This is a genomic window from Arthrobacter ginkgonis (assembly GCF_039540195.1).
Classification (GTDB): Bacteria; Actinomycetota; Actinomycetes; order Actinomycetales; family Micrococcaceae; genus Zafaria; species Zafaria ginkgonis.
Window position 1 is genome coordinate 266,436 of record NZ_BAABEO010000019.1, and the last position, 11,656, is coordinate 278,091.

At 71.5% G+C, this 11,656-nt stretch carries 9 protein-coding genes; 4 read left to right on the plus strand and 5 right to left on the minus strand.

The window, feature by feature from the left end; all coding sequences use genetic code 11:
* Window position 1: 1 nt before the first annotated feature.
* From ABD912_RS14300 to pepN, 3 genes are all read right to left on the minus strand, one after another.
* Window positions 2-685: a dihydrofolate reductase family protein gene (locus ABD912_RS14300; RefSeq protein WP_345151723.1), complete on the minus strand. Its 684-nt coding sequence runs from the start codon at window positions 683-685 to the stop codon at window positions 2-4.
* Window positions 686-692: 7 nt separating this feature from the next.
* On the minus strand, window positions 693-1,169 hold the full coding sequence (locus tag ABD912_RS14305; protein ID WP_345151724.1) for a hypothetical protein: 477 nt from the start codon (window positions 1,167-1,169) through the stop codon (window positions 693-695).
* Window positions 1,170-1,243: 74 nt separating this feature from the next.
* Window positions 1,244-3,916, minus strand: a complete 2,673-nt coding sequence (gene pepN / locus ABD912_RS14310) for an aminopeptidase N (RefSeq protein ID WP_345151726.1) — start codon at window positions 3,914-3,916, stop codon at window positions 1,244-1,246.
* Between the two features lie 154 nt (window positions 3,917-4,070).
* On the opposite strand from pepN, the gene ABD912_RS14315 reads away from it, so the two are divergent.
* Genes ABD912_RS14315 through ABD912_RS14325 form a run of 3 tightly spaced genes read left to right on the plus strand, consistent with a single transcriptional unit; the run spans window position 4,071 to window position 7,457 of the window.
* Complete coding sequence (locus ABD912_RS14315) at window positions 4,071-5,636, plus strand: circularly permuted type 2 ATP-grasp protein (protein ID WP_345151728.1); 1,566 nt, start codon at window positions 4,071-4,073, stop codon at window positions 5,634-5,636.
* Between the two features lie 52 nt (window positions 5,637-5,688).
* A complete protein-coding gene (locus ABD912_RS14320; RefSeq protein ID WP_345151730.1) occupies window positions 5,689-6,615 on the plus strand; it encodes an alpha-E domain-containing protein in 927 nt (308 codons plus the stop codon).
* Window positions 6,612-7,457 (plus strand): transglutaminase family protein, encoded by an 846-nt coding sequence (locus ABD912_RS14325; RefSeq protein WP_345151732.1) that lies wholly within the window; start codon window positions 6,612-6,614, stop codon window positions 7,455-7,457. The genes ABD912_RS14320 and ABD912_RS14325 overlap by 4 nt, the downstream gene beginning before the upstream one ends.
* A 28-nt stretch (window positions 7,458-7,485) precedes the next feature.
* Here ABD912_RS14325 and ABD912_RS14330 read toward each other — a convergent pair whose 3' ends face one another.
* The gene (locus ABD912_RS14330; RefSeq protein WP_345151734.1) at window positions 7,486-8,973 is read right to left on the minus strand and encodes an SDR family NAD(P)-dependent oxidoreductase; all 1,488 of its coding nucleotides are present in this window, start codon (window positions 8,971-8,973) and stop codon (window positions 7,486-7,488) included.
* A 73-nt stretch (window positions 8,974-9,046) separates the two neighbouring features.
* On the minus strand, window positions 9,047-10,288 hold the full coding sequence (gene glgC, locus ABD912_RS14335; protein WP_345151735.1) for a glucose-1-phosphate adenylyltransferase: 1,242 nt from the start codon (window positions 10,286-10,288) through the stop codon (window positions 9,047-9,049).
* Between the two features lie 102 nt (window positions 10,289-10,390).
* Here glgC and glgA point away from each other — a divergent pair, with 102 nt between their 5' ends.
* Window positions 10,391-11,590: a glycogen synthase gene (gene glgA, locus ABD912_RS14340; protein WP_345151736.1), complete on the plus strand. Its 1,200-nt coding sequence runs from the start codon at window positions 10,391-10,393 to the stop codon at window positions 11,588-11,590.
* Window positions 11,591-11,656: the final 66 nt, after the last annotated feature.

Below are 11,656 nucleotides of genomic sequence, written 5' to 3' on the forward strand. Positions count from 1 at the left end.
CCTAGCCGTGGCCGGCCAGGCGGAAGTGCGTGGCCCCCTCGCCGGGCACGGGCGGCAGCACCGCGTAGCCCTCGAGGGGCCCGTCGAAGAGCCGCTCTCCACCGCCGAGCAGCACCGGGACCAGAGCCACGTGCAGCTCGTCGACCAGCCCGGCCGCGAGGAACGCCCGCACCGTTGCCGCTCCGCCGCCGAGCCGGACGTCGCCTCCACCGGCGGCCTCGACGGCCAGCTCCAGCACCACCTCTGGCGGGGCGTCAACGAAATGGAACGTGGTGCCGCCCTCCATCGCGAGGGCCGGCCGCAAGTAGTGGGTCATCACGAACACGGGGTGGTGGAACGGCGGGTTTGCGCCCCACCAGCCGCGCCACTGCTCGTCGGGCCCGGACTTTTCCAGCCCGGTCCCTTCCAGCCCGGTCTTGTCCAACCAGGGCCCGCGCACGGGACCGAACATGTTCCGCCCCATGATCGTGGCGCCGATGCCGGTGGTTCCGGCGACGGCGAAGGCATGGTCCACGCCGGCGGACCCGCCGTCGTGCCCGAGCATCGCCTGGCCGAACGCCGTCGCGAACAGCCACCCATGCAGCTGCTCGCCGCCGAGGCCCAACGGATGCTCCATGTCCTGGCGCGGTCCGGCGACGTAGCCGTCCAGCGACATCGAGAGGTTGTGGACCCTGAGCCGGGGCATCGGGGGCTCAGGGCTGGGCGGCGGCCGGGGCGGCCGCGGCGACTGGGGCTGCGGCGGCGGCCAGGGCTGCCGTGGCGGCCTTGGGGATCTTGCGGTCGAGCAGGAGCGCCAGGCCCATGCCCAGCAGCCAGACATCCTTGGCCAGCCCGATTCCCTCCGGGGTGGGGCGGATGCTGCCCTCCAGCGTCATGCCGGGCGTCTTGCGGTACATCGCCAGCAGCGAGCCGGAGAACGCCACCAGTCCCAGCCCCGCCAGCCGGCTGGGCAGGATGGGCAGCAGGAGGGACGCGCCCAGGGCCGTCTCGCCGTAGCTGAGCAGCTTGCCGAACTTCTCCGGCTCCATCCGGCCCAGCGCGGGGAAGACCGAGGAGGCCATCGACTGCAGCCCGGCCGCGCCCTCGCGGTCCAGCTTCCGTTTGGACAGGCCCGAGTTGAGGATGAACGCGCCCGCGCTGAGGCGAAGCGGAATGTGGCTGAGCTTCATGACGGCCTCCTGGAGGTGTGGATGTCCCTGCCGGCACCGAGCCTAATGCGCCGGCCCCGGCCCCACCAGCCCGGCTAGCCTCCGGAGGCCGCTCGCCAGTCTGCGGAAACCGATTGGGCCCGCAGGGAGCGGGCCAGGTGGTCACGCTGTTCGATGACGATCCGGCGCAGCGCGCGCGGAGCCTCCGCGTTCTCCCGCAGCCACGCATCCGCGGCCCCCAGCACCGGGTGGGCCGCGGGGCCCTCCGGGCCCAGGTCCTGGCGGGACGGGAAGAGGCCCTCCACCACGCGCGTGGCCTGTCCGATGCTCATGCGGGCCCAGATGCCCGCCAGCTCCGGCCAGTAGCCTGCCTGGAAGCCGTCCAGCAGCTCGTGCCCGCCGATCCCGAAACCCTTGACCGCCGCGGAGAGCAAGTCGTTGGACAGCGCCTTGCCGTCGGTCCCGGTCCCGGACAGCGCCGCGTCCCAGGCCTCCCGCTTGGCCTGCGGGACGGGGCGGGCGGCCAGGGCCAGCGCGTGGCCCACCGTGGCGACCGCGGAGGGCCCGGCGGCGAGCTCATCGTCCAGCCGCGACGGATCCACCAGGGCCCGGGCGGCGGCGGCCTGCAGCAGCGCCCAGCGCAGCTGTTCGTCCACGGCCAGGCCCGGGATCACGGCGTCCCCGGAGAGCAGGTCCACCACCGTCTCGTCGGCCCCGCCCGTCCGGGCCAGGAGCGCCAGGCTGCGCGCGAACGCCAGTTGGTGGTCCGATCCCGGTTCCGCCGCGGCCAGGTGCCCGTGCACGGCGTCGACCAGCAACTGGTGCTCGCCGGCGCGGATCGCGGGGGAGCAGTAGAAGGAGGCCGCCGTGGCGGCCTGCTCCAGCAGCTGCTGCAGCACCGAGACCTCCCGGGCCGAGGCCGCCATCCGCCGCACGGCGGCCAGGAAGCGCGGCGCCGGCAGGGCCGCGTCGCGCACCATGTTCCACAGGGCGGCCCATGCGGTGGCCCGGGCGAGCGGTTCCTCCAGCGTGTCCAGGTGCTCCAACAGGGTCTCCACCGAGACCTCGTCAAGGCGCACCTTCGCGTAGGTCAGGTCCCCGTCGTTGGGCAGCAGCAGCGCCGGCCGCGGACGTCCCGGCAGCCCCGCCAGCTCCGTGGCGGCGCCGGTGGCTTCGACGTCGATCGATCCGGTGCGTTCCAGCGCGCCTCCGCGCAGCTCGAACAGGCCCAGCCGCAGCAGGTGCGGGCGCAGGACCTGCGCGCCGGCCACCGGGTCCCAGCCCTCCTGGCGCAGCGTCGCGGAGGTCAGCGCCGCGCCCGGCCGGCCGCCGGCGTCGTCCGCGAGCTCCACCCCCAGCACGGGCACGCCGGCGGTGCGCAGCCAGGCGTCCGCCCACGCGCCCATGTCCCGCCCGGAGGCGTCCTCCAGGGCGTCCAGGAAGTCGCGCAGCGTCGTGTTGCCGTAGGCGTGGCGGCGGAAGTAGCCGCGGGCGGCGGCGGTGAACGCCTCGCGTCCCACGTACGCGGCCAGCTGCTTGAGCACCGAGGCGCCCTTGGCGTAGGTGATGCCGTCGAAGTTCTGCCGGGCCGCCTCCAGGTCGGGGATGTCCGCGACGATCGGGTGCGTGGTGGGCAACTGGTCCTGCACGTAGGCCCACGCCTTGCGCCGGTTGGCGAAGGTCACCCAGGCGGTTTGCCGGCCGGTCGCCTCCGCGGCGGCCAGGGTGCCCATGTAGTCCGCGAAGGATTCCTTGAGCCACAGGTCGTCCCACCAGCGCATGGTGACCAGGTCGCCGAACCACATGTGCGCCATCTCGTGCAGCAGCGTGGTGGCCCGGGCCTCGTACTGGGCCTCCGTGGCGCGGGAGGTGAAGACGTAGGACTCGGTGAACGTGACCAGGCCGGGGTTTTCCATGGCCCCCAGGTTGTATTCGGGCACGAACGCCTGGTCGTACTTGCCCCACGGGTAGGGGTAGCCGAAGAGGTCGTGGAAGAAGTCCAGGCCGCGCTTGGTGGTCTCGAAGATGGCGTCGGCGTCGAAGTGCGGGGCCAGCGAGGCGCGGCAGGTGGCCCCCAGCCCAACCTCCAGGACGGTGCCGTCCGGCTGCTCCCGCCGCCAGCTGTCCGTGGCGCGGTGGTAGGGCCCGGCCAGCACGGCGGTGATGTAGGTGGAGATGCGGCGGGTGGGTTCGAAGAAGTGCGTGGTGCTGCCGTCCGGGTTCTCCTCGCGGCCGCGGGCGGCGCCGTTGGAGGCCACGTGCCAGCCGGCCGGGGCGGTGACGGTGAAGTCGAACTCGGCCTTCAGGTCCGGCTGCTCGAAGTTCGCGAAGACGCGGCGGGCATCGGCCGGCTCGAACTGGGTGTACAGGTAGGTTTCCCCATCGGCGGGATCCCGGTAGCGGTGCAGCCCCTCGCCGCTGGTGCTGTACAGGGCGGTTCCCTCGACGATGGCGGTGTTGTGCGCGGCCAGGCCGGGCAGCAGGATGCGGTCACCCGCCACGCAGCGGTCCAGGTCCAGCTCGTGGCCGTTTAGGGTGACGGCGGAGACTCCGCCGTGGATGAAGTCCAGGAACGTTTCGGCACCCGGCTCGGAGCAGGAGAAGCCGACCCGGGTCAGCGACGGGTATCCGCCGCGCTCCGGGTCGCGGGCCCCCGACAGGTCCAGGTGGACCTGGTAGGAATCCACGGCCAGGATGCGGGCCCGTTCGGCGGCCTCGGCGCGGCCGAGGTTGCGGTTGCCGGCAGGGGGGTTCTTCGCGTCGTCCACAGGCCCATTCAACCAGCTAGGGCCGGGATTGCCGCGCGCCGGGCCGGGCCCGGGTGCGCCGGAAAATGTGACGCGTCCGGTGCCGGTGCAACACAGGGACCTGCGGCGGGGGCCGATGTGCGCGTTGGTGCACCGGCGTGAAAAGGTTGCTCCTATGCCAGATCTATTTGAGGACTACGCCGCTGCGCAGGGCCGGTCCGCCGCGTTCGACGAGATGTTCGGCAGGGACCACTCGGTCCGTGCCGAGTATGCGCAGGTGGCCGCCGCGCTCGGCGAACTGACCCTTGACGACGTGAAAGCCCGCGCCGACTCCATGGCCCGGACCTTCCTGGACCGGGGCGTCACGTTCGACTTCGCCGGCGAGGAACGCCCCTTCCCGCTGGACATCGTGCCCCGGGTGATCTCCAGCTCCGACTGGGACATCCTCGAGCGCGGCGTCACCCAGCGGGTGAAGGCCCTTGAAGCGTTCCTGGACGATGTCTACGACAGGATGAACGTCGTGGCCGACGGCGTCGTGCCGCGCCGGCTGATCACTTCCAGCGCCCACTTCCACCGCCAGGTCCACGGCTTCCGCCCGGCCGGCGGGGTGCGGGTGCACATTTCCGGCATCGACGTGGTCCGGGACCAGGAGGGCACCTTCCGGGTGCTTGAGGACAACGTGCGGGTTCCCTCCGGCGTCTCCTACGTGCTGGAGAACCGGCGGGCGATGGCCAAGGGCCTTCCGGAGGCGTTCGGCCAGCAGAACGTCCGGCACGTGGAGGAGTACCCGCGCCGGCTGCTGTCGGCGCTGCGCAAGACCGCCCCGGGCGGCATCGAGGACCCGACCGTGGTGGTGCTGACCCCCGGGGTGTTCAACAGCGCCTACTTCGAGCACACCCTGCTGGCCGGCCTCATGGGCGTCGAGCTGGTCGAGGGCCGGGACCTGGTCTGCCGCGGCAACCGCGTCTACATGCGCACCACCGCGGGCGAACGGCGCGTGGACGTGATCTACAAGCGCATCGACGACGAGTTCCTGGACCCCCAGCAGTTCCGTTCCGACTCCGTCCTCGGCTGCCCGGGCATCGTCAACGCGGCCCGCGCGGGCGGGGTCACCATCGCGAACGCGGTGGGCAACGGCGTCGCCGACGACAAGCTCGTCTACACCTACGTGCCGGACCTGATCCGCTACTACCTCAACGAGGAGCCGATCGTTCCGAACGTGGACACCTTCCGCCTCGAGGAGGACGCCGCCCGCGAGGAGGTCCTGGACCGCCTCGACGAACTGGTCGTCAAGCCCGTGGACGGCTCCGGCGGCAAGGGCCTGGTGGTCGGCCCGGACGCCAGCCGCGAACAGCTGGACGCGCTGCGGACCCGGGTGCTGAAGGATCCGCGCGGCTGGATCGCGCAGCCGGTCCTGCAGCTCTCCACCGTCCCCACCATGTCCGGCAGCCAATTCAGCCCCCGCCACGTCGACCTGCGCCCGTTCGCGGTCAACGACGGCGAGGACGTCTGGGTGTTGCCGGGCGGACTGACCCGCGTCGCGCTGAAGGAAGGCTCGCTGATCGTGAACTCCTCCCAGGGCGGCGGCTCCAAGGACACCTGGGTCCTGGCCGACACCCCGCAGGAGCCCGAGGTTCCGCTGCCGGCCACCCCGGAAGCCCGGGAGCGCACCCACCTGTGGCCGATCGACGTCGGTGGGGCCGACGATGTCGCCGAAGAGCAGCCGGAGCAGCAGCAGTGAATTCCGCCCGCAACGAACACGCCGGCGTGCGCGCCGGGGAAGGACCCGCAGCATGCTGAGCCGCATCGCCGAATCGCTCTTTTGGATCGGCCGCTACATCGAGCGCGCCGACGGCACCGCCCGCATCCTCGATGTCCACCTGGAGCGGCTGAACCAGATGCCGCTGCGCCAGCAGCGGCAGGCCTCCCGCGAACTGCTCGCCATCATGGGCGCCCTCCCGGACACCGAGGACTTCGGGCTGCCCCAACTGCTGCACCGGATGGCGTACGACACCACCAACGCCACCTCCATCTCCGGATCCCTCGGGGCGGCCCGCGAGAACGCCCGCCGGGCGCGCGAGACGGTCTCGGCCGCGGTGTGGGAGACTCTGAACACCACCTGGTACGGGCTGAGCCAGCACCGCAAGGACGTGGTAGGGACCTTCCGCTTCTGCCACTGGGCGCTCGAGCGCACGGCGATGGTCCGCGGCTCGGCCGAAAGCACCATGAGCCACGACGAGTCCTGGCAGTTCCTGATGCTGGGGCGCAGCCTCGAGCAGGCCGACATGACGGCCCGCATGCTCTCGACCGCGGAGACGCAGGGCGGCGGCCTGTCCTGGGTCACCATGCTGCGCTGCGCCGGGGCCTACGAGTCCTTCCTGCGGACCCGGAGGGTCGCGTTCGACGAACGCTACGCCGCCGAGTTCCTGCTGTTGGACCGCCTCTTCCCGCGCTCGATCGTGCACTCGCTCAGCGTCGCCGAGCGCACCCTGCAGGAACTGGATCCCAGCACCCAGCGCGTGGGGTTCCAGTCGGATGCCCGCCGCATCGTGGGGGAGGTGCGCTCCTTCCTGGAGTTCCACGAGCCCGAGAACCTGATCCACGTGCTACCCGAGCACACCGACCGCGTGCAGAAGGCCGTGGCCCAGGCCTCCAATTCCATCAGCCGCAAGTACTTCTCGCCGGCCGCCGACGCCGCGTGGGTAGGAGAGAATTCGTGACCCGCCTGAAGATCCGCCACCTCACCCGCTACAGCTACGCCTCCCGGGTCGGCCTGACCTACAACGAGGCAAGGATGTCACCGCTGACGGACTCCCAGCAGGTGGTCCTCGAGGCCACCCTGGATGTCTCGCCCAACCTCGCCGTGATGGGCAGCTACCGCGACTACTGGGGCACCCGGGTCACGTCCTTCGACATGACGGCGCCGCACGACTTCCTGGAGGTCGACGCGAAGGCCACCGTGGAGATCCACCGCCACGAACGTCCCGCGGAGGACGTGGCGGCCTGGGCGGCGCTGGGGACCGAGTCGGTGCTCAACGACTTCTCCGACTGGCTGCCCCAGTCCCAGCTCAGCGACCCGGGACCCGAGGTGCGCGCCGCCGTCGCCGGCTTCCGCGACCTGGAGGACCCGCACGCCGCCGCCCACGCGGTCTTCGCCTGGCTGCGCAACACCATGGAATACGTGCCGGGGGTGACCGCGGTGCACTTCAACGCCGAGGACGCCTGGCGCGAACGCCGCGGCGTCTGCCAGGACCTGGCCCACGTCGCCGTCGGCGCGCTGCGGAGCCTGGGCATCCCGGCCCGCTACGTCTCCGGGTACATCCATCCCCGCCCGGACGCCGCGGTGGGGGAGACCGTCGCCGGGCAGTCGCACGCCTGGATCGAATGGTGGGACGGCGAGTGGCGCTCCTGGGACCCCACCAACCACAAGCCAGCCGGCGACTTCCACGTCTCCGTGGCCCGGGGCCGCGACTACCGGGACGTGACCCCGCTCAAGGGCATCCAGACCGGCGGCGGGGCCTCGACCCTGAGCGTCTCCGTGGAGATCACCCGCGTCGCCTGACGCGAAGCCGGAGTACCGGCCGTCCCCGTCACCAGGGGGACGGCCGGTAGTCCTTGAGGAAGCAGCCGTACAGGTCGATCCCGCGTTCGCCGTCCACGATCGGCTGGTAGACGCGGGCGGCGCCGTCGACCAGGTCCAGCGGCGCGTGCCACCCCTCGGCGGCCTTGCGCATTTTCGCCTCGTGCGGGCGCTCGTCAGTGATCCACCCGGTGTCCACCGCGGTCATCAGGATCCGGTCCGTCTCGAACAGTTCCTCCGCGGCGGTGCGCGTCATCATGTTCAGGGCGGCCTTCGCCATGTTGGTGTGCGGGTGGCCGGCGCCCTTGTAGCGCCGGGAGAACTGGCCCTCCATGGCCGAGACGTTCACGACGTATTTGCGCCGGGCCGCGGAAGCGGCCAGCGCCGGGCGCAGCCGGCTGGCCAGCAGGAACGGCGCCGTCACGTTGCACAGCTGCACCTCCAGCAGTTCCAGCGCCTCCACCGAACCGAGGACCTGGGTCCAGCTGTTCTCGTTGACCAGGTCCGGGACCAGCCCGCCGGCGTCGATCGCCGTCCCCGCGGCGATGCGTTCCAGGGAGGCCGATCCGGCCGTCATCGCCAGGGCGGCCAGCCGCTCCGGGGCGACGGTGCGGCCCTGTTCCAGGGCCCCGGCCGCCAGGTCAAAGGCAGCCGCCAGGGTGCGCGGGTGGGCCTCCGGAGCGTGCCCGGCCCCCCAGACCTCGGGTCCGCCGTTGCCGGGTCCGAGTTCGGGCGGCAGCGGCACGGACTCGGCCTCGACCAGGTGGCGGTAGGCGTTGCCGGTGCGCCGCACGGTTTGCGCGGCGTTGTTGATGAGGATGTCCAGCGGGCCCTCGGCCGCGGTGCGGTCGGCGAGGGCGACCACCTGGGCGGGATCACGCAGGTCGATGCCGACGATGCGCAGCCGGTGCAGCCAGTCGGCGCTGTCCGGCAGCGCCGCGAAGCGGCGGGCGGCGTCGCGCGGGAAGCGGGTGGTGATGGTGGTGTGTGCGCCGTCGCGCAGCAGGCGCAGGGCGATGTGCATGCCGATCTTTGCCCGCCCGCCGGTGAGCAGGGCGCGGCGGCCGGTCAGGTCGGTGCGGGCGTCGCGGCGGTCCCGTCCCGCCCGCGCGCAGTCGGGGCACAGGTGGTGGTAGAAGGCGTCGACCGTGGTGAAGTCGGTCTTGCAGACGTAGCACCCGCGCGGGCGGAGGTACTCGCCGGCGGTGGCCCCGGCGGCGGAGGACACCAGCGGCAGGCCCTCGGTCTCGTCGTCCAGGCGGTCGGCGGCGCCCGTGGCGGTCAGTTCCATGGTGCGCCGGTCGGCGTCACGCACCTCTTGGCGGGCCATCGCGCGGCGGTACTTCTTCACTTCCTTGAACATCTTGCTGGTGGCGTCGCGTACGGCGATGTAGCTGTCGTCGCCGTCGGGCAGGGTGTGCACGGCGCCGAGGACCCGCAGGCACGTCTGCAGGTCCTCGGCGGTGAAGGCGGTTTGGGGGGAGAGCTGTTCAGTCATGACGGAAAAACTCTACCGCGCCGGGACCGCGCCCGCCCATTGCATGGCCCGGCGGGGACGGTCCCGGCGGTCCCTAAGCGGTGACCTTCTGCCCCTTGCTGAGCACGGTCAGGCCGGAGTCGGTGACCAGGAACCCGCGGGCCAGGTCCTCGTCCCGGTCCACCCCGATCCGCGCACCGGGCGGGACCACAACGTTCTTGTCGAGGATGGCGTGCAGCACGCGGGCTCCCTCGCCCACGGTCACGTTGTCCATCAGCACCGACCCGGTCACGTGGGCGCCTTGGAGGACGGTGACGTCGGTGCCGAGCACCGACCGCTGCACCCGGGCGCCGGAAATGACGACGCCGTTGCCCAGGATCGAGTCGTGGGCCTCGCCCTGGGTGCCGTCCGCCCCGCGGACCAGCTTCGCCGGCGGGGAGATGGTCTGCCGGGTGTACAGCGGCCACTCGTGGTTGTACAGGTCGAACTGCGGGATGGGGGAGATGAGGTCCATGTGGGCGTCGTAGTAGGAATCCAGCGTGCCCACGTCGCGCCAGTAGTGGTCCGCGCCGGGGGCGGCGCCCGGGACGTCGTTGGTGTCGAAGTCGTAGACCCCGCAGTCGTCCTGGGAGACGAACCAGGGCACGATGTCCCCGCCCATGTCGTGCTTGGTGTGCTCTTTGGTGGAGTCCCGCTCCAGGGCCTCGACCAGGGCGTCCGTGTTGAAGACGTAGTTGCCCATGGAGGCCAGGAAGGAGTTCGGGTCGTCCTCCAGCCCGGCCGTGGTCTCCGGCTTCTCGACGAACGCGGCGATGCGTCCGGGATGGGCGGGATCGGTCTCGATGACGCCGAACTGGTTGGCCAGCGCGAGCGGCTGGCGCACGGCCGCCACGGTGGCGGAGAGCCCGGAGGCGATGTGTGCCTCGACCATGGCGGAGAAGTCCATCCGGTAGACGTGGTCGGCGCCGACCACCACCACGTAGTCGGGCTGGTCGTCGTAGATCAGGTTCAGCGACTGGTAGATGGCGTTGGCCGAGCCGAGGAACCAATCCTTGCCCATGCGCTGCTGCGCGGGCACCGAGGCCACGTAGTTGCCCAGCTGGGTGGACATGCGCCACGTCTCCGAAATGTGCCGGTCCAGGCTGTGCGACTTGTACTGGGTCAGCACGACGACTCTCCGATAGCCGGAATTGACGACATTGGAGAGCGCGAAGTCGATCAGCCGGTAGCTTCCCCCAAACGGAACCGCGGGCTTGGCCCGGTCCGCCGTCAGCGGCATCAGGCGCTTGCCTTCGCCTCCCGCCAGCACTACGGCGAGTACCTTCCTTGGTGCCATGCTTAATCCCCCATGGATCTGGTTTGTCCGGTCCTTGTGACCATGTTGGACACTACCGCTTCACACTATGGGAAAGCCCACATTTTCGACTACGTTGTAAAGGTGCGCGTAGACATTGTTACCAAAGAATTCCCGCCCGCGATCTATGGCGGCGCCGGGGTCCATGTGGCCGAACTCGGGCGGGTGCTGGCCCCGCTGCTGGACCTGAGGGTCCGTGCCTTCGGCGATCCCCGCCCCGAGGACTACCATGGCGCTCGCGTCAGCAGCTACGGGGTGCCGGCCGACCTGGCCACCGCCAATCCCGCCGTGCAGACCCTGGGCACCGACCTGGCGATCCTCTCCGACCTCCAGGGCGCCGACCTGGTCCACTCCCACACCTGGTACGCCAACATGGCCGGCCACCTCGGTTCCTTGCTGCACGGAATCCCGCACGTGGTCAGCGCCCACTCGCTGGAACCGCTGCGGCCCTGGAAGGCCGAGCAGCTCGGCGGCGGATACGCCCTGAGCTCTTGGGCGGAGTCCACGGCCTACCACGGTGCCGCGGCGGTCATCGCCGTCTCGGCGGGGATGCGCGATGACATCCTGCGCGCCTACCCGGCCATCGACCCGGCCAAGGTCCACGTGGTCCACAACGGGATCGACGTCGACACCTGGCGGCCCGACCCCCACACCGACGCCCTGGTCCGTCTCGGGATCGATCCGGACAAGCGCTCCGTCGCGTTCGTGGGACGCATCACCCGGCAGAAGGGCGTCCCGTACCTGCTGCGCGCCGCCGCCCTGCTGCCCGAGGACGTGCAGCTGGTGCTCTGCGCCGGCGCGGCGGACACGCCCGAGCTGGCGGATGAGGTCAACGGCCTCATCGAGGGCCTGCGCGCCACCCGCGACGGGGTGGTGGTCATCGAGGGCATGCTGCCGCGCGCCGACGTCGTGCAGATCCTCTCCCACGCGACCGTCTTCGCCTGCCCCTCGGTCTACGAACCGCTGGGCATCGTGAACCTGGAGGCCATGGCCTGCGGCACGGCGGTCGTCGCCAGCGCCGTGGGCGGCATTCCCGAGGTCGTCGCCGATGGCGAGACCGGCTACCTGGTCCCGCTGGAGCAGCTCCAGGACGGCACCGGCACGCCGCTGGACGCGGAGGGGTTCGTGGCCGACTTCGCGGCCGCGCTGAACCGCGCCCTCGAGGATCCGGACCGGGCAGCGGCCATGGGCCGGGCCGGCCGCGAACGGGCCGCCGCGCACTTCAGCTGGGATTCCATCGCCGAGAAGACTCTGGAGGTCTACCGGGCCGCCCTCGCCGGCTAGCGGTACGCCGCCGGGGCCCCTGGCGGCCGGGGCGGCGCGGCCGAGGTCGCGGGGTCGTACTGGACC

Excerpts from the sequence above, each read along its gene's own strand:
- glgC (WP_345151735.1), bottom strand. The coding sequence starts at position 10,288 with ATGGCACCAAGGAAGGTACTCGCCGTAGTGCTGGCGGGAGGCGAAGGC.
- ABD912_RS14330 (WP_345151734.1), bottom strand. The coding sequence starts at position 8,973 with ATGACTGAACAGCTCTCCCCCCAAACCGCCTTCACCGCCGAGGACCTG.
- ABD912_RS14315 (WP_345151728.1), top strand. The coding sequence starts at position 4,071 with ATGCCAGATCTATTTGAGGACTACGCCGCTGCGCAGGGCCGGTCCGCC.
- ABD912_RS14320 (WP_345151730.1), top strand. The coding sequence starts at position 5,689 with ATGCTGAGCCGCATCGCCGAATCGCTCTTTTGGATCGGCCGCTACATC.
- ABD912_RS14300 (WP_345151723.1), bottom strand. The coding sequence starts at position 685 with ATGCCCCGGCTCAGGGTCCACAACCTCTCGATGTCGCTGGACGGCTAC.
- ABD912_RS14305 (WP_345151724.1), bottom strand. The coding sequence starts at position 1,169 with ATGAAGCTCAGCCACATTCCGCTTCGCCTCAGCGCGGGCGCGTTCATC.